Raw genomic sequence first — 22,481 nt, 5'->3', positions numbered from 1 at the left:
CCGTGTTAGAGGAGGCCGTATCCCACGGTCCGGTGGGCAACTCTCCAACGCATCGCGTGGGTATGCGTGAGCCAGCGGAAGAATTCGGTCAATGGCCCGTCTTGCTCAGGCCAGACGAGGAAGTGCCCATGGTTGGACACGACCGCGTAAACCAAAATCCGGATGGAGTGGCGCTGGTGCGCCTCACTCGTGACGTGCTGGAACGCGTCGAAGTCGGCGTCCTTGGCGAACAGGAGCCTCTTCCCGGCCGATCGATTCAGGACGTGATAAACCAACTCGCCAGGTGCGACTCGTGCTGTTCTTGGCATACGGCGGGAGGATCCCCGAATCCAGAGGACGACGTCACTACGAGCTGCGTCCCCGTTTCCTGCCCGGACCTCTACGACGAGGCATTGGCTGGTTGGCGCCGGCACGAATTTGAAATCGCCAATTACAGCGGTCAGGGGAAAATCTAAAGTGCGACGGGTGGCGTGTGTGTTGAAGGGGCCGTGAGGCACGGCCGCGATCACCCATTGCCACATTCTACGCACCCTGGCGGCGAAAGCTCGTGCTGGTCCACTCCGTAGGCAGTCGGCGAGCCAGAGATGATTTTCAGCACTCTCTTGTTGACTTCTGATTCTGCGAAATTGTAATATGTTTGTGGGGATGCGGCGAACGTTTTCGGGACGGGGGGCGGGATGCATGTCATCAGCCGAAAGAAGCTCAAGGAGTTCGCCAAGGCTCACCCCGCCTTCGAGACGGCCCTTGAGTCGTGGTATCGGCTGGTCAAGAACGCGAGGTGGACCAACTTCGCCGACATCCGGGCCGATTACCCCACGGCCGATCAGGTCGGCAACCTGACGGTCTTCAATATCGGCGGCAATAAGGCTCGCCTGATCGCGGTCGTCATGATCAAGGCCGGCAAGGTTTACGTCCGGGCCGTTTTGACCCACCCGGAGTACGACCGAGGTTCCTGGAAGGCCGATCAGCCGAAACCGAAGGCCAAGGCCCCGAAGAAGCCAAAGGAGGAGAAGTGATGGCGACCCGTACCGCCCCGCTGACGCGATACATGGAACTGGTGGCGGCTCACCCGCTCCGGCCGATCCGCTCCGAGGCCGAGCTTGACCGGGCAATCAAGGTCGTCGACTCGCTGATCGACCTGGCGAAGCGAACCAAGGACGAGGAGGATTACCTGGAGGTTCTTGGGACGCTGATTGAAGTCTACGAGCAAGCCCATTACCCGATGGGAAATGTCTCCGGGGTCGACATGCTCGTCCACCTGATGGAAGCCAGGGGCGTGACCCAGACGGGTGTGTCGCAAGGGGCTGGCCTTCCGCTCTCGACGGTCTCGGAGATCCTGGCGGGCAAGCGGAAACTGAACGTGAAGCACATCGCGGCGCTGTCGCGGTTCTTCAAGGCTGATCCAGGGCTGTTCATCGACCAACAGTAATTCGGCATAGAATGCGTGCGGGAGAGCCAGTGGTTTGTGGAAGCAACAATAACCTATATTATATAATGTTTAATGTGACAAGAATCGCTGACCTCGTCAAGCCTGACCAGCCCGCCCGCCTCAGTCATCCGATCTGCGGTCTAGTCGAGTGGGCAGAGCGGTCCCCCGGCGAGGGGCTCATCTTGTTTTGGGGGAGGAAACGGGGACGCCGCTATTTTTCTGTCCACGACTCAGGTTTATGGGCCGATGTTGGCCACGCGCCCAAGTATGGCAAACTGGGGTAACCGGGGATGTTCTTATGCCCTTGCTCCTCTTTCGCATATTGAAAGAGTGCTTGATCTGAATTGATGATTAGTTAAGTGTATGCCTCCTCGGAGAGCCCGAGGTAGCCCAGCACCCGTTTCAGCAGTACCGGCAGGACCGTCCGATGCCAGCGACATCCTTCGTCGCCAACTTCCTGGATCAGCGTCACACCGGCCCGGACGATGGCCTCCAGCACTCGTTTCGCCGTCGGACGATCCGTTGTCCGCTTTGCCTGGCCCGGATACAAGCCCGCGAGGTCCACGCCGTCCTGATCCTGCCCCCGTCGCACCAGGACCTCGAACAGCGTCAGTACCCGCAACGCCAGCGTCAGCAGATGGGTCAAGCCGCGCACCAGGTCGTCACGATGGACGAACAGCGGGCGGCCCCCCCAGCGGCTGGCCCTTCAAATGGTGGAACGCACGCTCCACGCAAGTGCCCGCACGGCAACCCAGCACCGAATCGCCCAACGACAGCCGCGATGCCGCCATGTTGGTCACCAGCGTCTGCCAGCCCATCCATCTGGGCCACCAGAGGTTCGATCGCCGCATCGTTCCGCGTCACCGAGGTGATCTGATAGCGGACCGTACTCTTCGTCGTCTTGCGCCGGCTTGGGCCACCACGGCCGGGTCCCACGTACTGCTCCCGGCTGGTCTCTTGCCGCTCCCAAGTCGCCGTCAACAGCCTCGTCGCGTCCTGCTCGGCCAGCAACGCGGCCACGGCCCGCTCCAACTCCCAGCCGCTCGTGAACTGGGTCCGGCCCGGCCCCGGCGGCGGTGTCAGGCCGCGTACTGTCCACACGGCCTAGATCCAGACGGAAAATGTGTGCATTGAAACCATGAAATGTAGATATTGTTGCAAATGTAATTGGCAATATGTATTCGAGATGTAAAATTGCAAATCATATGAGTTTGTATGACAAAGATATGTCAGTACGTAGCGGCGTGGCGATGCAGTGGAATTTGACGATGTGCGAACTCCTGAGGATGATCGCCGCAGTAGGTCTGATGGGGCCGATCACACTGGTGTTGGACAACGCCCGCTATCAATACAACGCGGTGGTTCAGGATTTGGCGAAGGAGTTGGGGCTCACGCTGTTGTTCCTGCCCTCGTACTCGCCGAACCTGAGCTTGATCGAGCGCCTGTGAAAGTTCACCAAACGTCGCGATCTTTATGGACGTTGCCATCAGACGTTCGCCGAGTTCCAGTCCGCATGCAACCCGGAACTCTCCCGAGGGGGGCCTCCCCATGACCCGTTATAACAACACTATCCGCGATCAGACCATTGATGCTTGTCTCTGTGATCGCTACAATCGCGCCTCTGGTCGTCGGCCGCTTCGATCTCGTCCCCGCGCTCGCGGCTTTCGCCGCGGCGTGTACCTGGTCGGTCGGTCGGTCGGTCGCGCACGGCCTCCGCCCTCGCGGCCCTCGGCGCGCTCATTAAGGTCTTCCCGGCGGTCGCGATGCTCCCGTACTTGATGCCCGGATCTCCCCCGCGCGGCCGATTCGTCCCTCCGGCCGTCTTCCTCGCCACGGCCGTCCTCGGGGGCCTCGCTTGGCGGATTCTGGGCGGACCCGGCTGGCTCGAGTCGCTGCGCTATTACCTCGAACGCGGCATTGAGATCGAGTCGATCTCGGGAGGCGTCCTGGCGTTGCTCGAGGACGTGCCCGGTCAGCATGTCGAACTCTACTTATGCCATGGATGCGTGAATATTAGAGATCAATGGGCGTCTCCTGTTATTAAGGTTGCGTCTTCGTGCGTGACTGTGGGCCTGATGCTCGTCGTGGCCATGGCCGACGCGTGCGGCCGCTTCGGCGACAGTTTCCGCTGCGTCGCGGCATCCGTCGTCGCGCTGATGATCAGGAGCAAGGTACTCTCCCCCCAGTTCATGATCTGGCTGCTACCCTATCCGTGCGTTCTGACTGGCGGGAACTCCCGGACGGTCCGATGGACGTTCCTGGCGGCATGCCTGCTGACGACGCTCGTCTACCCGCATCTCTACCAATCGCTCCTCTCGCTCGATCGTTCCGCGGTCCTCGCGCTCAATGTGCGCAACCTGGTCCTCTGCGCGATGTTCGCGTTGCTGGTCCGGGGCGAGACCCGCGGGACCGCGGGCGCAGGCGAGATCGGCGAGCCACCCCATCCGAGGATCCAGACGTGATAAGCATACTCTTCGTCGCCTTGGCCTCCCTCGCCGCCACGGAAGGGGGGCCGCCGGGCGCGGTCTTCGAGGCGGATTTCCGCCGGAGCCAGTTCGAGCCGCTGCGGTGGACGCTGGTCGGACGAAATGCGCAGAGGTTCATCAGCCCCACCTCGCGCGGTCTGCGCATCGCATTCGCCCCGAAGCGCATGCCGGAGGTCCCGGTCGGGATCGCGCCGACGGTCGGGATCGCGGGCGACTTCGAGATCACCCTGTCGTACGAGATCGTCAAGGGGTCGCGTCCGAGTCGCGACCCCGCGCCGGGGCTGAGCCTTGGCATCATCTACGATTCGGAGGCACAGCATACGTATACGCTGATGCGGCTCTCCAAGCCCAAGGATGGTGAGATGTTGTTTGCGCATCGGGGCCGGCTCGTGAACGGGAAGCGCAAGCTGAACTTTAACGAGGAGCCGGCCAATTCCTCGTCGGGGATGCTCCGCCTGACCCGCCGGGGGAAGACACTGGTGTACGAGGCCTGCGAAGAGCCGGAGTCGACCTTTCGGGTGATCCACGAGCTCCCGTGCGGGGACGAAAAGATCAAGCAGATCAGGCTCCACGCGATCCCCCCGCCTTCGTCCGACTCGCTCGTGGTCCTCTTCCGTACCTTCGGGATCCGGGCGACGACGTTGATCGAGCCCGAGGAACGAGGGGCGCGGTCGTCGGGTTTCTGGTGGGGAGCCATCGGGATCCTGGTCGGTACCACGGTGATCATCGCGTTGTGCGCCACGCTCGGGCGAAGCCGCGCGTCCTAGTGTCCCTGGCTCTCTGCCGGTTGTACGATTTTCATTAAGACTGGACCAGGTTTTGGGGGGCAGGCCAGGTGCGGGCGATGACCCATGCACGGTGGGAGAGGGATGCGCAAGGTCGTTGACCCCTGGACGTCACGATGGCTGACGACGACGGTGGCGCGAGAGTTCCCTGGTCCCTGACCGGGCCGCTGCGTGCCGGCCGCGACTCGGACCGCCCTCCGCCTGCCCCGCTTGCCGATGCGGCCACGGAGGGGGCGGTTTCGCGGCGACGAAATATCTCAGGGCTCTGGACTACTCTGTCAAAATGACACACAATAGCGCGGCGATACGACAGATTAACTGATGGCGTAGAGATGCGATCGATTAACTGCACTTCGTCGGCGCACGATTGGGCTATCAACGTGAGTGGGGCCGGCTTCAACCCCGTTGCTCCTGCGCCGTCTCTTTACGGCGTGCGGAGAGGAGACGGACCATGAGTGTCCCTGGAGATGGTCGGGGTCGACGAGCCTTCACCCTGATCGAACTCTTGGTGGTGATCGCGATCGTTGGGCTCCTGGCCGGGTTGCTGCTCGTGGGCGTCCAAGCCTCGCGCGAGGCAGGCAGGCGGCTGACCTGCACGAACCATCTCAAGCAGCTGGCTCTGGCATTGCAGAATTACCACACGACGTTCGCGGTCCTTCCGTTCGGCGTGGGCCCCGACGACGACAAGACGTCGGCGACGACCGGCTCCCTGGCCGCTCGCCGCTATTCCGCCCAGACGCAGATGTTGCTTTATCTCGATCAGCTATCCCTCTTCAACGCGATCAACTTCCAGGTCGCGCCGTTCTTCCCGTACATCGACGCCCAGCTGGGACCGCAAGGCGAACCCGGGGTAAACTACACGGCCGGTCAGACCGTCGTCGAGACGTTCTTGTGCCCCAGCGACCGTGACAGCGTCGACCACCGCTGGGGGGCGAACAATTATCGCACGTGCAACGGCAGCAGTTGGGCGGGCCGGTCGGGCGACGGGATGTTCGGCCAGAACGCAGGCATCCGATACGCGAACATCACCGACGGGCTGTCCACGACGGCCGCCTTCAGCGAACGTTGCAAGGTCTCGGGGGGCCGGGACCCCGTCGATTTCCTCAGCCTCCTCGTCTCCAGGCCGAACCTCTGGACCGAGCAGTCGTTCCACGACTGGTGTATCTCCTTGACCGAGACCGAGGCACGTGGGTACTTCATCGACGCCAACGGCGGCAAGACCTGGCTCGAGGGCAACATGAATTGGACGCGCTACAATCACCTCATGACGCCCGGGCGCCAGAGCTGCAAGAACGGCCTGACGTGGGAGGGTGTCGGGATGACGGCGACGAGCCGGCATTCGAACGGTGGGGTTGTCCTGGCGCTCGGCGACGGGACCGTCCGATTCGTCAGCAAGGGCATCGACCGAAGCTTGTGGAGAGCCTTGGGGACGATCGGCGGTGGGGAGATTGTCGGCGACAATTACTAACCCGTGGAAGCGGCCCTATGCATGCGACAGCAGATCCTCTCGAGCGGCTCGTTCAGTTCCGTTGCCACGTCGCCATCGTGGTCATCGGCAGCGCTCCGCCCTGTCGCTCGGCGTGACGCCGAAGTCCTCGACCTTGGTCGGGAGCAACGACATCTCGCGATGGTGTACGGTCTGGGCACTGGTCGAGCGGCGTGCGTATTCGATCGACGAATGCCCATGGTCTTCCAGGACGATCGACAAGGTGTATCGCCTCGCGCCGTTCCAGCACGAGCAGCCAGGACGAGACCCCGTGCAGCACTTCTACTCGAGCAAGCCACCCCTGCTGCCGACGCTCGTTGCCGCATGCCTCGCCCCCTGGCACGCCGCGCTCGAGCGTCCAGGCAAGAAATCTCGCGTGGCCGGCTTCCACGCTCTATTTCAAACCGATCATCATCCTCCTGAACGTTGTCCCGTTCGCATGCTTCCTCGTCGGGTACACGCGATTTCTGAATCGCTCGGTGGACGATGACTGGGCGTGGTTCGTGAGCCTGGCCGCCGCCGCATGGCACCCCGCTGTTGGCCTTCAACGCGGTCCTGAACAACCACACCATCGCTGCATACAGCGCGTACTTCTCGCTCGACGCGGCCCTGCGGCTCGATTGGGGGGGGGGGCGACGCTCTTACGTCCTGTCCGCAACCTCGGGGGACCACCAGTGGCCATGCACTTCAATTGGGAGATCTGGGTGATTTAGCAAAACTGCAAATCTGTCCTCGAGTCTTGGCAGCTTACTCAAACCTCCTGGTTTGCTCTGTTTGGGTGCATGGCCACTGACTCCCTCCTCCTTGAGGAAGTGAGCCGTCATGGCGGGCGATTTCCTTAAGAAAATGCCGACCGGAGGATCATGCGGATCGTAGGGCAGGGGGGAGGCGCCACCCGGGGTGCGCGTCCCAAAGATACGCCCTCCCCGGCCCGCGCGTAACTGTGATAGAATTTAGATTGAGGGCAAAGACGACTTCCTCGATTTCGACCCCTCTGCTACAAGGTGCGGAATGCCCGGCATCAGAGACGACCACCCCGGAACGCCCGCTTCCTCCGAGCAAAAGGCCCGGTATCTGCTTACTCGGGCCGAGGTTCCCGCTTCTGACGAATCGGACGTGAAGCTTTACGCACTCGCCGATGATATGGCGAGCATCTTGCGGGACCAATTCCAGGACCCCGGCCGGAGCTGGGAGGTCCTGGCGAGCGCGATTGAGGAGAGGATCCGGGGTCACGAGGAGGCGGCAACGGTCCGGGGTGGGTCCGGTTTTGCCATCTCCGAACCGAGCACGAGCACAGGAGGTGCCATGCCGACTCCAATCGAGACGTCAACTCGTCGTCGGCCCTATCGCGGGTTCGACGTCGAGCGTGCGACATACGAGCGGATATTGCCCGAGCTCCTCAAGACGTCCGAGGGCCTGTTCGTGGTGATCGTGGGAGAGGAGTGCGTCGGCCCGCTGGAGAGCGATGTGGCTGCGGAGTGCGCCGGCTACGAGGCGTTCGGACTGGGGCCGCTCTACATCAGGCAAGTCCTGGTCGCAGAGCCGCCCGCCCTCGTCACCCGCGATGTCGCGATATGCCGAACCTGACCGTCCCGGTCGTCGCTAACCTGCCCCCGGTCGTTGCCTTGATTATCGGCCCGACCTCGGTCGCGGCCGAGGCGGCGCTGGCTGCCGGCGAGTTCGAATGGGCATCGCTGCTCACGGTCCCGGTCATGCTCGACACGGGTTCCGAACTGTCGATGATCAGCCGCCGGCTCGCCGAAGAATTGGGCCTGGATCCCGGCGGCGAGCGCAGCGTCCTCGGCGTGGGTGCGTCGGCCCCCGAGGTCGGCCTCATCTACCGAATCCGGCTCATGTTCCCGGGCATCCCGTCAGTGCTGTTGGCCTCGAACGCGAAAGTCGTCGCGGTCGAGGACCTGGACAGGTTCGACGTCGGCATGATCATGGGCCGCGACCTGCTGAGCCGGTGCATACTGATCTACAACGGGCCTGACAGCTGTTGCACGTTCGCGTTCTAGCCCCACGCCGGCAACAAGACGGGGCAGGGGCCCACCATGATCGACCAAGGACCAAGTGGCCATGCACTTCAATTGGGAGATCTGGGTAATTTAGCAAAACTGCAAATCAGCCCTTGAGTCTTGACAGCTTACTCAAGCCTCCTGGTTTGCCCTGTTTGAGTGCACGGCCACTGACTCTTCGCCGTTGGCGCATGCTTTGACGCTGGTTCTGGCCGATTCGTTTCTGCACGACCCCGTGGGCGTGGAGAGTCGCAGTAATTCGGATTCGTATGGTTATTGTTTGTGTTAGCACGTAAACAGTTGAATGAAATGTTGAAAAAAATGATCTTGCGCCGAATGGTTCCTTGAGGGAAGACGCGGCCGCGCCGGCGGGCCGGAGCCGAGTGCCCCTGCAATGACAGGCGGTTGAATGAAAGCGTGATGTCCCTATAGGGAAATCATGCTGACACCATTGATTTCTTGATGTCGCTGGGTTATACCCGTGTCTGATCTGGCCTCATTCACGTCGATGTTATCCGTCGGGTCGTGGCGGGTAACGGGATGAAACGCGGACCTTGCGCGATGCGAGGACCCGCGGTGCGCGCGGCACCGGCTCGGCCCGTCCCCCTTGAGGTGGACGGGCCTGCTCGTCGGAGCTGCGCGCCGAGATCGGGCTCCTCGGCATTTACTGTCTCGGATAAGAGTTCAGCCACATTCGAGAATTGATGAGTCCTGGCGTGGGCGGCTTGGGCCGCGCGCATCGGGTGCATTGCCGTGGGGCTGCGGTGTTGGCGGTTTGCCACTTTCTTCAACGGGAGACGCACCATGCTACGCTTATTGGGCATTACCCCGCGGCGCAGGGCCCGCGACCGCAGGTTCAGACCTACCGATCCCCGCCAGGAGCGAGGCGGCTCGCTCGAGGGCCGATCGCTGGCCGTGCCGGCGTTCTGGATGCAGGGGCCAGGATCGCTGATCCCCAATCTTGCGCAGGCGAACAGCGCCGGCAATGCCATGAGTAACGGCGTGCTCCTCGCGGGTTTGGACCAGACGCAGAGTGGGCTCGCCGGGGCGACCGTGACGCCGACGCTCGACGCGGATATTGCGTCGGTCACGTTTACGGATCCAATGATGGGGATGACGTGGACCGTCCCCGGGGCGCACCTCACGATGGCGGGCCTGGCCTCGTCGACCATCGTCGATTTCCCTAACCCTGGAAATGGGTCCGGCGCCGGGAACATCGGCAACTACACGGTGTCCGCCAACGCCATGGCCACGGTCAACTGGACTGGCCAATCCACGGCTGGCTCGCCGAACATCTTTGGCACCCTGGGAGCCAACGCCAATTGGTCCCGCGCCTATACCCTTGCGGATGACCAGTTTGGCACTCCGGGGTCGCAGGTCACCTATACGCAGGCGCCCGTGTTTCTGCACGAGACGTTCGACGTGGCCTGTAGCCCGGCCGGCCCGAACGCGGGGGCGATCGTCCTAGGGGCCGCAGGCCTGAACACGGGGCCAGGGCTTCAGAATGGGGTCCCGGACGGTGGCCTCTCTGTGGCAGTCGCCAGTCTCACCGGCGCCCTGGGCCAACCAAACGTGGTGTTCGGTGGGGCCGCCGTTCCCCTCACCGTCAATCCGATCACCGGGAACAGCGGCACCGGCTCCCTGGTCCTTGGGAACGGTTCCGCTGTCTCCGTGACGTGGTCGCCCCTCAGCCTGCACGTCTCGACCTCGATCCCGATCGCAGGCTTGCCAACCACGACGTTCGGTGGGGTCGTCGTGGGGCCGAACTGGTTCGTGACGGGCAACGCCGGCGTCGGCGTCACCACGACCGCCGCCGCCGCGACGTCTCCCGGCGGGGGGCAGACGAGTATGACATCCAACTACCACGGGTGGTTCTCGAACTACCCGACGACGGCGTGATCGCGTCCGTCGACCGGCCCCTCGCGAGCCCGGCTCGCTGAGGTGCGGCGGACGAGGGGGGGCGTTTCGGCCACGACGCCGTGGTGGCTGAAACGCCCCCCCCTCGTCCGGACGGGACGCAGCAAAAAGTTATAGTTGTCGATGCGAAATTCGGGCCAACAGTGGCTATGCACTTCGGCTGATAAATTTGAGTGATATAGCAAAGTTGCAAATCTGTCCTCGAGTCTTGGCGGCTTACTCAAGCCTCCTGATTTGTCCTGTTGGGACGCATGGCCATTGACGTCCCGACTTCGAGCCCTTTCCGGATCGAGAACGAAGGCCGGCTGGCATCAATGCCTTCGGGCTGACCTACTCCAGACTCGGGGGAACTCTGTCAGGATGAACGGGCAACCACGGGCGAATCGACGCACGCTCATACCACTGCCTTAGCCAGGCATGTGCCGCGGCATTCTTCAGGCCGTCCATCTGCGCATTCGGTCCCGCGTGATAGGCTGCCATCATCTGGCAGAACGAATATCGCTCCCTCATCTCCTCCGAACCCAGAACGATCCCAAGGAAGATCACCAGCCCGACTGGCCATAGGTTGAGCCACCGATGCGAATACCTCAACTTTTCTCGATCGATCGTTCGCCTCAAGGATGATGCGACGCACAAGGCCAGGATCCCTCCGATAACTACGCCCGTAGCCATGAAGCCAGAATCGTTGTAAGGCGTCCAGTGGCTCATCACGACAGCCTTGTAGGCGATCTTCATAAACCCGTAGTAACCGATCAGGAACGCGATGTCCGAGAACCCGATGACCGACACCGAAAAGATTGCAGAGTCCAGGAGTATGACCGCTTTCTGCAACCCGCTTGTCGTTAAACCTCTTACCCGTCTCTGCGTCAGCGCAGCCGAATACCTCTCGTATCCCAAATAGAAGAGGCAGGCCCCGATGATAGCGATCGCGGCCCTGGGGGCACTTTCGACCTGTGCCGCTGCGAGGGATACCGCCACGATCGCCACGACGGCCATGAGCGACCATGCTTTGAGTCTTCCATCAAATCGCCACATTGTCAGTCCTACTAAATCAGAAGACCAGGCGAAGTTCGATCCCCGCGTTGATCGCCAGTTTGCCCTCCCATATGTGTTCCTTGCTCTTCGGCTCGTTCGCAACTGCGGGCCCACCCGGCCAGAACGAGGATGACGGCGAAAACCCGTAACGTCGCGTTTGTTAACAGCCTCATCGGTAATCTCCGTTGAGTTGATTCAGAGTATGTATATTGGCGATTTTGAAGGTTCTCGGTCCTTTCCCCTCCCTGTTGCGATTTCAGATTTTATGTAAAATTGAAAGCGTGATCAGTTTTATTAGAAACATTCGGTCGGCGGGGGTTGCTTGGGACGGAGGGAAAGGGAAGCCCAGGCGATTCTCGCTCAGAGTCCGCCACTGCGCTCGAGTTGCTTGTAACGCACGAGCGAAAAAATCGTCGGAATGACCACGATCAACACCAGCGAGGAGAGCGCCACGATCGGGTAGCCCATCAAGGCGACAGCCGAGCCCAGCAGGCCAACGCCGAAGGTTAACCAGGCAGCCAGGCGATTGGTCTCGTTCCAAACTCGTTCGCTGGCCAAGGTCCAGGGGACGCGGAAACCGACGTAGAAGTTGCGGCGGACCTTGCCCATCACATTCCCCATCAGGCCAACACCGAAGAGGGTGCCTGCCACAAGCCACCTGGTCATGTCGAACTGATAACCCATCGCCGCTAGCAGCAACATGGTGTGGATGAAGCCCTGCATCGCGAGGACGATGACGGCGATGAATCCGTAGGTCGATCGGAAGCCCTCCAACTTGAACTGAGCGGGCGAGAGCCAGGGGAGCGCCGCGAAGAGGGCGAGCATCCCCACCATGACCGCCGGCATGAGGAGTGCAGCCAGTGCCTTCGGTCCATGGGCGTCCACCTGTCCTCGGATGTTCCAGTGGGTCGGAACCCGGTCCGGGAGTGATCCATAGACCATCGCAGTGCCGATCCAGACTGCGACGATGAGCCCGATCGCGGTGAGCCAAGATGCTCGAGTCATGAGTTGCTCTCCCCACCCCCGAACATGTCGTGAATCCAGACGAGGACGTCCTGGATTACCGTGGTGTCGAGCGTGTAATAGATTTGCTTCCCATCGCGGCGGCTTCGGATCAGCTCCGCCTCCTTCAGGACCGCGAAGTGATGCGACATCGACGGCTTGGTCATGGCAAAATGCTCGGCCAGTTCTCCCGCCGTCCTCTCGCCCCCCCTCAAAAGGCGGAGGATCTCGCGGCGCGTCGGGTCGGAGAGGGCCTTAAAAACGTCGTTCATCGGCCGAGCTCTCTACCCGTTATTCGGAGGGCCGTCGCAAACATTTAGGATGTTGTCTAATTGTCTGCGGGAAAGCAAGCGGGTCAAGTGGCAGGGGATTTTTCAATCCGTAGCATCGCATGGCCAGGCGCCCAAGGAGGCGCACTATGGAAATGGGGACCACCAGACCACCAGTGGCCATGCACTTCAATTGGGAGATCTGGGTGATTTAGCAAAACTGTAAATCTGTCCTCGAGTCTTGGCAGCTTACACAAGCCTCCTGGTTTACCCTGTTTCGGTGCATGGCCACTGACTCCCCGTGCTAATGCCAAATTCGACATATTGAGGCTATGTCGAATTTGGCATATACTCTGCTCGTGAGCACGGCAAACGAAGAACCCAAACCTCTGGCCTGGCTGCACGGCGAAATCAAAACCCCGCCCTTCTCGGAAGCGGCGAGGATCGAAGCCGGATTGTTGCTCCGCCGCATCCAGAATCGTGAGATCTTCGGGATGCCGCACTCCCGTCCGATGCCAAGCATCGGGGCGCGATGCCACGAACTTCGGATCAAGGACGAAAACCGCTCGTGGCGGATCGTTTACCGGATCGATGCCGACGCTATTGTGATCGTCGATGTTTTCGCCAAGATCACCCAGCAAACCCCAAAGGTCGCGATTGACCGATGCAAGTCACGACTCGCTCGATACGACGAGGCGAGCTAACAAAGGAGGTCCCAATGGATCCTGAGAAACGAAAGAGGTTGGAAGCGGCCGGCTTCAAGTTCGGGGATGCGGCCGACTTCCTTGGGTTGAGCGAGGCCGAGAATCAGATCGTCGAGTTCCGCGTGGCCCTGGCGCGAGCGATTCGTGAGGGACGTGAGGAGAAAGGGCTGACCCAAAAGCAACTCGCCGACTTGATCGGATCAAGCCAATCCCGCATCGCGAAGGTTGAAGCGGCGACTGACGAAGTTACCGTGGATCTAATGCTCAAAGCTCTTGTCGCGGTTGGTCGAGAACTGACTGCCGTGGTCGCTGGCATGACGGTCAAGCCGAAGGCCATTGTGAAATCGGCTGTCACAAAGCCCAAAGCGGCGAAGGTAAAGGCGGTCTAATTGATCGTTGGTGCCCTTGGCGACATCACTTCAAATGAGGTCACCCATAGGGTGTTGTTTGAAACAATACCCTTTGTTGATGTGCCTGCCTGGCACATCGCTCGGGCAACATCGCTGGACCGCGTCGTTGACCAACGTCGCTGAACTTGCCCCAAAACAGACCTACACAGTGTGTAGACCCATTGTTTCATAGGGTTTGGCAACGTCGCTGAACCGCGCGGTCAAACTGGCCGTTTTTCGGGGTCAAATCGTCGCAAACCCTTGCCAGGTACCAACTCAACCGCGAGGTCAAACTGCGTCGCCAAACTACCCCTGATTTCAGGGTCGAATTCCCGTAACCCTTGGCAGAAAACAAGCCGGGAGAGTCGCCAAACCCCCGGTCGAGCGATTAGCGTCTAAATGGAGTCAAACACGGGATTTCCCCCGTATTTCCCAGGCCGAGCAACTTCTAAATGTCGGGAAACACGTCATTTAGAACTCTTATGCGTTCGGTGTGGAGATCATCTCCACACCATGGGGATCAACCCCGCGATCGCCAGGAGCAGCCACCTCATGACTGAACCGATTACCTACGATCGACGACATTGGAGATTCTCGCTCTGGTCGCTCATGTTCGCGCCGGTCGTGTGTGCGTTACTCTTTGCCGGGTTCTCGTGGCTTAACCGTATCCCGCCGCTCGATCGACACGCACGTGAGCGCCGCTGGTGCGCTCGCCCCTCTAGTGAGTTCTGGCCGAAGCATGGGGCACCGGTAGTGAAGGGAGATGACCTCGTCAAAATGGCCCGGGTTGCCGGACCTTGGGAGAATGGCCGGGACTACGGGCAAAGCTCGTGGGTGACCCCAGATGGGGTGATCCACGAGGAATGGCTCAATTCTTGGGATGGCGGCGGTAACGCCACGCTCCTCTCGCCGCGGGACCTGGTGCGACTTCTCTCGCTGCTATGGGACCTACCGCCATCCGACCCAGGGGCCATGTCGGGGAATCGGGTGCACGTTGCCTTCCCCGTCAAGGGACTTTGGGTCGTCCGCACGTATCGCAGAGACTCGGTTCCGAGTGAGGTCGACGAATTATCGAAGGCCCTCGGCTTGGACTCTTCTTGGCTGTATTACTTTGATGCGACAGCAGAGCCAAATGTGGTTTCTGGCCACAATTAACAGGGGGAGAGTCCCTGTTATAAATGGTGACTATGGGGCACCATCACCGATAACCTGTCACTGGGGCAGGTTATAACAGGGCCTGCCGGCTCCCCGGTCTGGTATCTACGGAATCGTCACACTTCGTCGGGCTGGTATGGGGGAATCATCCCCACACCAGGTGTGACGATTATCGTCATACCTGACTTTCCCGTAGCAAACGAAAAAAACAACGTTAAGAGCAGAGGGCAGTCTGTTCGCCGTGAAGTCACCGCGAGGAGTAAGCCCTGAATCTATCGGTCCCACGCGGTTGGCAGGCGTTCGCCCCTCGCGACGGTCGAGAGACCCTCGAAGATGCTTGGTTCGATTGAGTGGCGGAGGAAACGGACGGATCCATCGGCGAAAGCCACATTGACCCCACCGGGGTGGTAACCCCCGAAGGGCCGGTTGTGGCCGATGTAGGGCTTTGTCGCTGGGTCGACCCCGCGTACGCTTGACGGTCCCCCTGCCGTCCAAGGCCCGAGATCGCGGGCAGTCTCGATGAGCATCATTGTCTGGTTCGTACCGTCGGTGATGTCCTCGATGCGGGTCGCGCGGTCATAACCGAAGACCCCCGCGCGGGGATGCTTGGAGGGGAGTCTTGGGGCGTCGGCTCCGACCCCCGCTACCCCGACGTAGGTTAGCGGGAACGGCTTCCTCGGTCTACGATGGTCGGGGCAGGTGACCCAATCGCCCGAATCTTCCGGCTCCATCCCCTGGAAGGTCACGTTCTCGGACGCGACAACCTTCGGCGGCCAGTTGGGCGGCTCATCCCAACCCTTCGTTGGGTCGACCTTGAGGATTGCCCCGATGCCCAACACAGACCAGAGTTCGACCACCCAGTTCAGCCGACGCTCCGGCGGCAGTCCCAGGTTCGGTATTGTGCCCTGAGGGAATGAGCCGTGAACGGAATGATAAAAGTGCAAATGAACGATAATCCACTTGAGCTGGCCGACACACTGTGACCGCCGCGCCGCCCCCTGCGACGCTTTAGCCGCCAAGACGACATAGACGACGATCGAGCACACGAATACCGCGCCGACAATGAGGCAACCGCGTTTCATCGCAACCTCCGGTGGAGATACTCTCACCGAAGATAACGCGCCCGTCGGCCTTTCGCTTCGTCCTTCAACCCATAAGCTTCAGAACCGCCTGGGCCGCAGCATCCGGCACCTGATCGAAACTGAATGCGCACCTGATAACCTCGCTCTGGACGAGGTTATCAACAACACCTCGGATTGTTCATTAGCAGGGGGTATCCACCAAACGGGGGGCCACCAGTGGCCATGCACTTCAATTGGGAAATCTGGGTGATTTAGCAAAACTGTAAATCTGTCCTCGAGTCTTGGCAGCTTACTCAAGCCTCCTGGTTTACCCAGTTTGGGTGCATGGCCACTGACTCCCTGAGGTCTGCGGCATGCTCCGCCAGTGCCGCCAAGAAGATGGTCCGGACGACTCCTGTTCCGTCCGCAGCGCGACCGGCCGACAAGGCTTCGATCAGAATATCCTCGTGCGTCTTGGTTCGCATTCTGCCCCCTACCTTGTCTTTTGAGCATCTTATTCCTATCCAGACACACCAAGAGACCTGTGCGTTCGGTGAACCCCTTCTTGCGGTCCATGCTACGATCGGTGCATGGCCGAAAGGGGGTGAACCATGGAGATAAGCAAACAGGGACGCAGCCAAGACGTAAAACGTCCTCCCCTCTCGCGACGATCAGACTGCGAGAGGGGGAGGACGATGGGTTCTCGGGGGTCAGGAGTCAGTCCCTGCCGAGCGATGAGACACTACGGCGAGGGAGCGGTGCTCAGGCCGTCTGGGGCGTGAGCCAGGCGGGGGTGGACTGCTCGTGCTTGCGGATCGCCTCGTCGTTGAGGAGGGTCTCCGAGATCGCGTCGAGGCCGTTGAGGAGGCGGTGGCGATCGGATTCGGAGACGTCGAAGGAGAATCGCTTCTCGACGCCTTGAGCCGAATGGAGGGTGATCGCCTGGTCGCGGAGGTCGATGGTCACCTCGGCTCCCCCCTCGGTGCGACCGGCCTCGGCGATTTCCTTCCAGTCGGCTTCGGCGAGTTCGATGGGGAGGAGGCCGTTATTGAAGGCGTTGCCTTCGAAGATGTCGGCGAAGCCTTCGCCCTTGCCGGGGGCGATCACGGCGCGATAGCCTCCCTGGGCCACGGCCCAGACGGCGTGCTCGCGGCTCGACCCGCAGCCGAAGTTGCGGCCGACCACCAGGACTGATGCCCCGCGGTTCGACGGGTCGTTGAGCGGGAATTCCGGGTTATCTTCGCCGGCCGCGGTGGGATCGTCGACGGCTGGGGCCGCGCCGGGCGCGTAACGCTTGTCGGCGAAGAGCAGGGGGCCGTAGCCGGTGCGCTCGATCCGCTTGAGGTACCGGGCCGGGATGATGAGGTCGGTGTTGACGTCGCTCCAGTCGAGCACAGCCACCCGACCACGATGGGTCACGAACGGTTCCATGATATCCTTACTTGAGAAGGTGGCGAACGTCGGTGAAGTGCCCGGTGACCGCGGCGGCCGCCGCCATGGCCGGACTGACGAGGTGGGTTCGGCCGCCAGGGCCTTGCCGCCCTTCGAAGTTGCGGTTGCTGGTGCTGGCCGAGCGCTGACCGGGGGTCAGCTTGTCCGGGTTCATCGCCAGGCACATGCTGCACCCCGCCTGCCGCCACTCGGCGCCTGCCGCGGAGAAAATTCGGTCGAGACCTTCCGCCTCGGCTTGGCCCCGGACTGCCTCGCTCCCAGGGACGATCAAGGCGCGAACCCCCGCGGCGACCTTGCGGCCCTGGAAGACCTTGGCCGCCGTGCGGAGGTCTTCGATCCGGCCGTTGGTGCATGAGCCGATAAAGACGATGTCGACCGGGATCTCGGTCATCGGGGTGCCGGGAGTCAGGCCCATGTAGTCGAGGGCCCGGCGGGCGTCTTCCCGGCTGGCGAACGGGACATTGTCGGGGTCGGGAACTTGCCCGGTCACGTCGACCGTCATCGCCGGGTTCGTGCCCCAGGTGACTTGCGGTGCCAAGGTGCTCGCGTCGATCGAGATGTGCCGGTCGAACGCGGACGGGTCGTCGGTTCGAAGCTGCTTCCAGTCGTTCAGGGCGGCCTCGAGTGCCTTGCCCTTGGGCGCGAATGGGCGGTCGCCCTTGGTGATGTACTCAATCGTGGTGTCGTCGGGCCCGATCAAGCCCGCGCGGGCCCCGGCCTCGATCGACATGTTGCAGACGGTCATCCGCCCTTCCATCGTGAGGGCCGTGATCGCCGGGCCGTAGTACTCGATGACATGCCCGGTCGCTCCCCCGGTGCCGATCGCCCGGATGACGGCCAGGATGATGTCCTTCGGTTCGAGACCGGCCGGGAGCGTACCCGTGACCTCGATCCCGAGCGAGTGCGGCCGTCGCCCTTGCCAGAGGGTCTGGGTGGCCAGGACGTGCTCGACCTCGCTGGTGCCGATCCCGAAGGCCAGGGCCCCGAACGCCCCATGGGTGCTCGTGTGGCTGTCGCCGCAGACGATCGTCGTGCCCGGCAAGGTCAGGCCGAGCTCCGGGCCGATGACGTGAACGATTCCCTGGTGGCCGCTCTGCATGTCGTAGAGCGTGACGTCGAACTCGCGGCAATTGGCGCGGAGGGTCTCGACCTGCCGGCGCGACATGGGCTCGCGAATATCGAGTTGATTCTCGGTCGGAACGTTGTGGTCGAGCGTGGCGAACGTGAGGTCACGGCGGCGGACTTTACGCCCGGCCAGTCGGAGCCCCTCGAACGCTTGCGGACTCGTCACCTCGTGGATGAGATGCCGGTCGACGTAGAGTAGAGTCGCCTCGTCGGTGGTCGTCACCACGTGGCGTTTCCATACCTTCTCGAACAGGGTCTCGGGCATCAACGGCGTCCTTCACTTCGCTTCTGTTTTTCAATTCGATCAGTTGGGGCAGGAAACCAAATCCAAAATGAGTCGAGGGGGGACCCTAACGCCCCAGGCACGCTCGCTAGCGATTGGGTTCAACCGACGAAGGCCCCGCACGCCTTCTTTTTTTTGATAGCGAACGAATTCTAGGGCCCGGATAAAGGCAGGGCTAGCCGTGCCCACCCAACTTCCGGCAGGAGGCGGGGGCACCCCATACTTCGTTTGGGGCGCCCCTTCCAGAATAATCAATCCGCAAGCTCAGGGCGAGAGGCGGCCGGGCGGGCTGGGCTCGTTGGCAGGGGGGAGATGGCGATGGATCGCGAGGTCGTAAAGGGCGGCCCCCACGATTCCGCCGGCCAAAGGCCCGACGATCGGCACCCAGAAGTAGTAGTTGTGGGATTGAAAGACCGCCGGCCCCCAGCCAAAGACGGCCGACGCCAGCCTGGGCCCGAGGTCACGCGCGGGGTTGATCGCGTAGCCGGTCAGGCCTCCGAGCGAGAGGCCGATCGCCCAGACGACCGCGCCGATCAGAATCGGCTCGAGGTTCATCTGCGGCGATGCGTTTCGGCGATCGGTCACGGCACGGACGCCGAAGAGCAGGAGCGCTGTGCCGAGAAACTCACTGAAGAAGTTGCCGGCCAACCCATCGAACGCGGGGTAGGTGGCGAAGATGCCCGCTCCTCCCGCCGCGGGGCCGTCGAGCTTGCCTTCGACCATTCCCCCTCGAACGATGTGGTGGGTGTGCTCGAAGGCCGTGAAGGCGGCGAAATAGTCGGCATAGACCAACGCCGCGCCACAGAAGGCGCCGGCGAGCTGGGCCGACCAGTAGGGGAGCAACCGACTCCAGGCGACCTCGCCGCGGGCGGCCAGGGCCAGTGTGACGGCCGGATTGAGGTGGCCGCCGCTCAGCCGGCCGCTGACGTAGACGCCCAGTGTGACGGCAAGGCCCCACCCCGTCGTGATCACGATCCAGTTGGCTTGCTTGTCCAGCAGCGATACCGAGGCGACGACTCCGTCACCCAGAAGGACCAGGATCAAGGTCCCAAAAAACTCGCCCATCAGGACGGACCGCAGCGGGGGTGGTTCCATAAGAGCGCCGATACCCTTCCAAAAGAGTCAGGAGGTTGTGTCTATGTTCGGGCGGAGTGAACTCGGGAACGGAAACGGACCCGCTCGATCCGAGTTCCAGAATCGAGCAAGGGCCTGCCGCTGTTTGCGTGACGGTCTGGCCTTGGTCCGGACGGAAACGATTTGGGCCAGCGCATCGTCGGGATCAGCCGCCAACCCGAGCCGGCAAAGCGCCGCGGCGGCGACGGTCACGCTTCGCCCGCGTCCCTGGGCGCAGTGAATCAGAACCGATCGGCCTTCGCCATGACGAGCCGCGATCCATTCCACGGCCTGGCGGAATTGCCGATCGGACGGGGCCGTGCCGTCGAGGACCGGCAGGTAGGCCGTCTCCAGGTCTGAGGGGGCGAGCCTTCGTGAGCGTCGCGGAAACTCGGCACAAAGGTTCAGGACCGACGTCACCCCGAGCGCCGTCAGCTTCGCCTGCTCTGAGCGCAAAGGGAGCCGTCCCACGTAGAGCCGAGGGCCGATCGGATGCATCAACTCCATCGAGTCGCAGCGGCGGAGCAGAGCCAGCGTGATCCGGGCAAGCACCCGGTAGGGGAGCAAGAGCAGGCCGAGGGCTTGCCTCCCCCCGAAGTATCCGAAGGCCCGCTCGAGTGGGATACCCCGATCATTCAAGCCGTAAGTCAGCGCCATGGTCAGCAAGCAGAGTGCCACGTATCCCTCGGCCACGGCGAGCACACCGACGGCGCTTACACCGACTCCGGCCGCCGATTGCATGGCAGCGCACCCAAGCAAGATACCAAGAACACCGAACAGCGCGGCGTAGCGCATCGGCTCGAACATGTCGGGGTGAATAATTCCGTGGTGGTCGAATCGCGAAGGTGGTCGCACCTGTCTCTTGCATCAAGGAGAGACAACGGGTACTTCGTACCAGGGAGGACAGGCGCAAGTCAATCACATTCACGCGATTGCGCGATTCTTTCCGGCCTGGGACAGGGGCCCCGAAACGCTTGCTTTCTTTTCGCGAGCCTCCCCCCTTTGGTCACGCGGGAATGCATCGGGTGGGCCTGCCTGGTTTGAGAAGGCCGTGAATCGAAGACGGGAACATGCTTGATGCTTACGCGATGGCTCGTCTTCCACGTTGCGAGCGGCCAGTCGTTCTTCACGGGGGCTGCCTGCCTGATCGTTGCGGTCGGTCTGTCTGCCCTGGCGAGGAGGCCTTACCTCCGGATCCTTCGGAACACCCTCGTCTTTTACGGCGTCACGTTGATCTTCTTATCCGCGACGCCGTTGCCGCCTTGGTTCGAGATCCTCCTGGTCCTTGCGTCGTTGTCATGGGTCGCGGGCGAAGCGTTTCGCGGGCGGCTCCCGGCCCGAGTCGTTCTTGGCTTGCGGGTTGCCGTCGCCATCTTGTGGGCTGGGGCCATGCTGGTCGAAGGGCCCTATCACCTGGCGCCGACGGTTCCTCAACTCGGGCGTCCGATTCTTGGGATCATCGGTGATTCCGTGACGGCGGGGACGAATCAGTCGAAGGTCAAGACCTGGCCCGGAGTCTTCGCGAACCGCCATGACGTCGTGGTCCACGACCACTCGCTAGCCGGGGCCAACGTCGCTTCCGCGTTGCGGCAAGCGAATTCTGTCTCTTCGGATGAGCTGCTCGTTTTGCTGGAGATTGGTGGCAATGACATCCTGGGGGAGACCACCCCGGCGAAGTTTGAAGCGGGGCTCGCGACGTTGCTCTCGGCCGTCCGCCGGCCCGGCCGAGTGCTCGTCATGCTCGAGTTGCCGTTACCCCCGACTTACAACGCGTACGGGCGGATTCAGCGCCGTCTGGCGCGGCAATACAACGCCCTCTTGGTTCCCAAACGCGTTCTGCTCGGTGTGCTCCAGCAGCAGGGGATGACCGTCGACTCGATTCATCTCAGCCAGGCGGGGCACCAGAACATGGCCAACGCGATCTGGGCGGTTTTGCAGGGGGCGTACGACGAGAAACCACGGCGCTCGCGTTGATTTCGTCGCAAACAAGGCCGCTCGAGATCGGATTGCTTGTGTTTTAATAGTGACTATGTAATTGTGTGGCGAGGTTGTTCCGTCTCTTGGCCGCGTGATCGGTGTCTGATCGAGATCCTCTCATGACCGTAAGATTTTAGCCGTCTGCAGGGGACAACTGCCTTGCTTTTGAAACCACCGTTCCGTATTGATCTTGGCTCGGGACTCTTGGGCCAAACCGATGACGGATCAAACACTTCTCACTCCCGTCCCTCTTGGGCCTGCGCTCACCAAGCAGCAGGCCAGAGAGATTTATCGTCAAGGTGAGGAAGCCGTTGTCTTCGCACTCTTGAGCTTGGCTCAGAAAGCGGCGGAGGCCCAGCCCTCGACAACTCCAGTTATCACGCCGACAACCCCTTCGGCGATGATTCCCCCCTTCCTCAAGCCCAAGGCCGATGGTCGTCGCAAACGTCCCGGCCGCGAGAAGGGACATCCGGGCACGCGGCGACCGACGCCCGAGGTGATCGATCGCCGGGTCGAACATCGCCTCGAAGCCTGCCCGGAATGCCACGGCCCGTTGACCCGGACCAACCAGGCCCGGACCCGCATCATCGAGGATATCCCCGAGGCGATCACCCCGGTCGTTACCGAGCACACGATCCATCGCGACTGGTGCCCCCGGTGTCAGAAGGCCGTCGAACCCATCGTCACCGACGCCCTCCCCGGCGCCACCCTCGGCAACCGGACCTTGGTGCTCTCGGCCTGGCTCCACTACGGACTGGGCAATACACCCTGGTTCATTTGCTGCGTGAGTTGAAG

General features: G+C 61.9%; 25 protein-coding genes and 1 pseudogene. 13 read left to right on the top strand and 13 right to left on the bottom strand.

What is annotated here, in order from left to right:
- Positions 1-5 precede the first annotated feature (5 nt).
- On the bottom strand, positions 6-308 hold the full coding sequence (locus V5E97_RS26560; RefSeq protein WP_406694599.1) for a transposase: 303 nt from the start codon (positions 306-308) through the stop codon (positions 6-8).
- Between the two features lie 369 nt (positions 309-677).
- On the opposite strand from V5E97_RS26560, the gene V5E97_RS26555 reads away from it, so the two are divergent.
- Together V5E97_RS26555 and V5E97_RS26550 are read left to right on the top strand one after the other, a co-directional pair.
- Positions 678-1,016, top strand: coding sequence for a type II toxin-antitoxin system HigB family toxin (locus V5E97_RS26555; protein ID WP_406694598.1), 339 nt, complete (start codon positions 678-680; stop codon positions 1,014-1,016).
- Positions 1,016-1,429: a helix-turn-helix domain-containing protein gene (locus V5E97_RS26550; protein WP_406694597.1), complete on the top strand. Its 414-nt coding sequence runs from the start codon at positions 1,016-1,018 to the stop codon at positions 1,427-1,429. Before V5E97_RS26555 ends, V5E97_RS26550 begins: the two co-directional genes overlap by 1 nt.
- 355 nt (positions 1,430-1,784) lie before the next feature.
- Here the strand turns inward: V5E97_RS26550 and V5E97_RS26545 are convergent, their stop codons facing one another.
- Both V5E97_RS26545 and V5E97_RS26540 read right to left on the bottom strand, forming a co-directional pair.
- Entirely contained in the window at positions 1,785-2,075 is a 291-nt protein-coding gene (locus V5E97_RS26545) for a hypothetical protein (RefSeq protein WP_406694596.1), read from the bottom strand.
- Entirely contained in the window at positions 2,072-2,530 is a 459-nt protein-coding gene (locus tag V5E97_RS26540) for a hypothetical protein (protein ID WP_406694595.1), read from the bottom strand. Before V5E97_RS26540 ends, V5E97_RS26545 begins: the two co-directional genes overlap by 4 nt.
- A gap of 167 nt (positions 2,531-2,697) precedes the next feature.
- On the opposite strand from V5E97_RS26540, the pseudogene V5E97_RS26535 reads away from it, so the two are divergent.
- The 4 genes and pseudogenes from V5E97_RS26535 to V5E97_RS26520 all read left to right on the top strand — a co-directional run.
- Positions 2,698-2,991: pseudogene (locus tag V5E97_RS26535) on the top strand (transposase); the annotation flags it as partial.
- 201 nt (positions 2,992-3,192) lie between these two features.
- Positions 3,193-3,891, top strand: coding sequence for a hypothetical protein (locus V5E97_RS26530; RefSeq protein WP_406694594.1), 699 nt, complete (start codon positions 3,193-3,195; stop codon positions 3,889-3,891).
- Entirely contained in the window at positions 3,888-4,682 is a 795-nt protein-coding gene (locus V5E97_RS26525) for a DUF1583 domain-containing protein (RefSeq protein ID WP_406694593.1), read from the top strand. Before V5E97_RS26530 ends, V5E97_RS26525 begins: the two co-directional genes overlap by 4 nt.
- A 469-nt stretch (positions 4,683-5,151) precedes the next feature.
- Positions 5,152-6,168, top strand: coding sequence for a DUF1559 family PulG-like putative transporter (locus tag V5E97_RS26520; protein ID WP_406694592.1), 1,017 nt, complete (start codon positions 5,152-5,154; stop codon positions 6,166-6,168).
- Between the two features lie 81 nt (positions 6,169-6,249).
- On the opposite strand, the gene V5E97_RS26515 is transcribed toward V5E97_RS26520, so the two are convergent.
- Positions 6,250-6,408 carry a hypothetical protein gene (locus V5E97_RS26515; RefSeq protein WP_406694591.1) on the bottom strand — a complete coding sequence of 53 codons (159 nt, stop codon included), beginning with the start codon at positions 6,406-6,408 and terminating at the stop codon, positions 6,250-6,252.
- A gap of 789 nt (positions 6,409-7,197) precedes the next feature.
- Here V5E97_RS26515 and V5E97_RS26510 point away from each other — a divergent pair.
- The 3 genes from V5E97_RS26510 (at position 7,198) to V5E97_RS26500 (ending at position 10,103) form a co-directional block, all read left to right on the top strand.
- Positions 7,198-7,773, top strand: coding sequence for a hypothetical protein (locus V5E97_RS26510; protein ID WP_406694590.1), 576 nt, complete (start codon positions 7,198-7,200; stop codon positions 7,771-7,773).
- On the top strand, positions 7,761-8,204 hold the full coding sequence (locus V5E97_RS26505; RefSeq protein WP_406694589.1) for an aspartyl protease family protein: 444 nt from the start codon (positions 7,761-7,763) through the stop codon (positions 8,202-8,204). The genes V5E97_RS26510 and V5E97_RS26505 overlap by 13 nt, the downstream gene beginning before the upstream one ends.
- A gap of 804 nt (positions 8,205-9,008) precedes the next feature.
- Complete coding sequence (locus tag V5E97_RS26500) at positions 9,009-10,103, top strand: hypothetical protein (protein ID WP_406694588.1); 1,095 nt, start codon at positions 9,009-9,011, stop codon at positions 10,101-10,103.
- Positions 10,104-10,451: 348 nt separating this feature from the next.
- On the opposite strand, the gene V5E97_RS26495 is transcribed toward V5E97_RS26500, so the two are convergent.
- The 3 genes from V5E97_RS26495 to V5E97_RS26485 form a co-directional block, all read right to left on the bottom strand.
- The gene (locus V5E97_RS26495; RefSeq protein WP_406694587.1) at positions 10,452-11,117 is read right to left on the bottom strand and encodes a hypothetical protein; all 666 of its coding nucleotides are present in this window, start codon (positions 11,115-11,117) and stop codon (positions 10,452-10,454) included.
- 399 nt (positions 11,118-11,516) lie between these two features.
- A complete protein-coding gene (locus V5E97_RS26490; protein WP_406694586.1) occupies positions 11,517-12,161 on the bottom strand; it encodes an SdpI family protein in 645 nt (214 codons plus the stop codon).
- Positions 12,158-12,430, bottom strand: a complete 273-nt coding sequence (locus V5E97_RS26485; protein ID WP_406694585.1) for an autorepressor SdpR family transcription factor — start codon at positions 12,428-12,430, stop codon at positions 12,158-12,160. Before V5E97_RS26485 ends, V5E97_RS26490 begins: the two co-directional genes overlap by 4 nt.
- A gap of 329 nt (positions 12,431-12,759) precedes the next feature.
- Between V5E97_RS26485 and V5E97_RS26480 the strand changes: the two genes are divergently transcribed.
- Together V5E97_RS26480 and V5E97_RS26475 are read left to right on the top strand one after the other, a co-directional pair.
- Positions 12,760-13,131 carry a type II toxin-antitoxin system RelE/ParE family toxin gene (locus V5E97_RS26480; RefSeq protein ID WP_406694584.1) on the top strand — a complete coding sequence of 124 codons (372 nt, stop codon included), beginning with the start codon at positions 12,760-12,762 and terminating at the stop codon, positions 13,129-13,131.
- Positions 13,132-13,145: 14 nt separating this feature from the next.
- Positions 13,146-13,520 carry a helix-turn-helix domain-containing protein gene (locus V5E97_RS26475; protein WP_406694583.1) on the top strand — a complete coding sequence of 125 codons (375 nt, stop codon included), beginning with the start codon at positions 13,146-13,148 and terminating at the stop codon, positions 13,518-13,520.
- 1,427 nt (positions 13,521-14,947) lie between these two features.
- On the opposite strand, the gene V5E97_RS26470 is transcribed toward V5E97_RS26475, so the two are convergent.
- From V5E97_RS26470 to V5E97_RS26445, 6 genes are all read right to left on the bottom strand, one after another.
- Positions 14,948-15,757, bottom strand: a complete 810-nt coding sequence (locus tag V5E97_RS26470; RefSeq protein ID WP_406694582.1) for a DUF1559 family PulG-like putative transporter — start codon at positions 15,755-15,757, stop codon at positions 14,948-14,950.
- Between the two features lie 293 nt (positions 15,758-16,050).
- Complete coding sequence (locus V5E97_RS26465; RefSeq protein ID WP_406694581.1) at positions 16,051-16,221, bottom strand: hypothetical protein; 171 nt, start codon at positions 16,219-16,221, stop codon at positions 16,051-16,053.
- Between the two features lie 277 nt (positions 16,222-16,498).
- Positions 16,499-17,167 carry a 3-isopropylmalate dehydratase small subunit gene (gene leuD / locus V5E97_RS26460; RefSeq protein WP_406694580.1) on the bottom strand — a complete coding sequence of 223 codons (669 nt, stop codon included), beginning with the start codon at positions 17,165-17,167 and terminating at the stop codon, positions 16,499-16,501.
- Between the two features lie 7 nt (positions 17,168-17,174).
- The gene (gene leuC / locus V5E97_RS26455; protein WP_406694579.1) at positions 17,175-18,578 is read right to left on the bottom strand and encodes a 3-isopropylmalate dehydratase large subunit; all 1,404 of its coding nucleotides are present in this window, start codon (positions 18,576-18,578) and stop codon (positions 17,175-17,177) included.
- 282 nt (positions 18,579-18,860) lie between these two features.
- Positions 18,861-19,691 (bottom strand): MIP/aquaporin family protein, encoded by an 831-nt coding sequence (locus V5E97_RS26450; protein WP_406694578.1) that lies wholly within the window; start codon positions 19,689-19,691, stop codon positions 18,861-18,863.
- A 27-nt stretch (positions 19,692-19,718) separates the two neighbouring features.
- Complete coding sequence (locus tag V5E97_RS26445; RefSeq protein ID WP_406694577.1) at positions 19,719-20,564, bottom strand: protein-tyrosine phosphatase family protein; 846 nt, start codon at positions 20,562-20,564, stop codon at positions 19,719-19,721.
- A 222-nt stretch (positions 20,565-20,786) separates the two neighbouring features.
- Between V5E97_RS26445 and V5E97_RS26440 the strand changes: the two genes are divergently transcribed.
- Together V5E97_RS26440 and V5E97_RS26435 are read left to right on the top strand one after the other, a co-directional pair.
- Positions 20,787-21,683, top strand: a complete 897-nt coding sequence (locus V5E97_RS26440; RefSeq protein ID WP_406694576.1) for an SGNH/GDSL hydrolase family protein — start codon at positions 20,787-20,789, stop codon at positions 21,681-21,683.
- A gap of 220 nt (positions 21,684-21,903) precedes the next feature.
- A complete protein-coding gene (locus V5E97_RS26435; protein ID WP_406694575.1) occupies positions 21,904-22,479 on the top strand; it encodes an IS66 family transposase zinc-finger binding domain-containing protein in 576 nt (191 codons plus the stop codon).
- Positions 22,480-22,481 lie beyond the last annotated feature (2 nt).

The organism is Singulisphaera photorubra, from assembly GCF_045290345.1.
GTDB lineage: Bacteria > Planctomycetota > Planctomycetia > Isosphaerales > Isosphaeraceae > Singulisphaera.
The sequence above is the reverse complement of the archived record's forward strand: the minus strand, read 5'-3'. Positions and strand labels throughout refer to the sequence as shown.

Coding starts and splice junctions, on each gene's coding strand:
- leuC (WP_406694579.1), bottom strand. CDS start 18,578: ATGCCCGAGACCCTGTTCGAGAAGGTATGGAAACGCCACGTGGTGACG.
- V5E97_RS26530 (WP_406694594.1), top strand. CDS start 3,193: ATGCTCCCGTACTTGATGCCCGGATCTCCCCCGCGCGGCCGATTCGTC.
- V5E97_RS26465 (WP_406694581.1), bottom strand. CDS start 16,221: ATGCGAACCAAGACGCACGAGGATATTCTGATCGAAGCCTTGTCGGCC.
- V5E97_RS26475 (WP_406694583.1), top strand. CDS start 13,146: ATGGATCCTGAGAAACGAAAGAGGTTGGAAGCGGCCGGCTTCAAGTTC.
- V5E97_RS26505 (WP_406694589.1), top strand. CDS start 7,761: ATGCCGAACCTGACCGTCCCGGTCGTCGCTAACCTGCCCCCGGTCGTT.
- V5E97_RS26555 (WP_406694598.1), top strand. CDS start 678: ATGCATGTCATCAGCCGAAAGAAGCTCAAGGAGTTCGCCAAGGCTCAC.
- V5E97_RS26435 (WP_406694575.1), top strand. CDS start 21,904: ATGACGGATCAAACACTTCTCACTCCCGTCCCTCTTGGGCCTGCGCTC.
- V5E97_RS26440 (WP_406694576.1), top strand. CDS start 20,787: ATGCTTACGCGATGGCTCGTCTTCCACGTTGCGAGCGGCCAGTCGTTC.
- V5E97_RS26470 (WP_406694582.1), bottom strand. CDS start 15,757: ATGAAACGCGGTTGCCTCATTGTCGGCGCGGTATTCGTGTGCTCGATC.
- V5E97_RS26520 (WP_406694592.1), top strand. CDS start 5,152: ATGAGTGTCCCTGGAGATGGTCGGGGTCGACGAGCCTTCACCCTGATC.
- V5E97_RS26490 (WP_406694586.1), bottom strand. CDS start 12,161: ATGACTCGAGCATCTTGGCTCACCGCGATCGGGCTCATCGTCGCAGTC.
- V5E97_RS26500 (WP_406694588.1), top strand. CDS start 9,009: ATGCTACGCTTATTGGGCATTACCCCGCGGCGCAGGGCCCGCGACCGC.
- V5E97_RS26560 (WP_406694599.1), bottom strand. CDS start 308: ATGCCAAGAACAGCACGAGTCGCACCTGGCGAGTTGGTTTATCACGTC.
- V5E97_RS26485 (WP_406694585.1), bottom strand. CDS start 12,430: ATGAACGACGTTTTTAAGGCCCTCTCCGACCCGACGCGCCGCGAGATC.
- V5E97_RS26495 (WP_406694587.1), bottom strand. CDS start 11,117: ATGGCCGTCGTGGCGATCGTGGCGGTATCCCTCGCAGCGGCACAGGTC.
- V5E97_RS26480 (WP_406694584.1), top strand. CDS start 12,760: ATGTCGAATTTGGCATATACTCTGCTCGTGAGCACGGCAAACGAAGAA.
- leuD (WP_406694580.1), bottom strand. CDS start 17,167: ATGGAACCGTTCGTGACCCATCGTGGTCGGGTGGCTGTGCTCGACTGG.
- V5E97_RS26550 (WP_406694597.1), top strand. CDS start 1,016: ATGGCGACCCGTACCGCCCCGCTGACGCGATACATGGAACTGGTGGCG.
- V5E97_RS26450 (WP_406694578.1), bottom strand. CDS start 19,691: ATGGAACCACCCCCGCTGCGGTCCGTCCTGATGGGCGAGTTTTTTGGG.
- V5E97_RS26510 (WP_406694590.1), top strand. CDS start 7,198: ATGCCCGGCATCAGAGACGACCACCCCGGAACGCCCGCTTCCTCCGAG.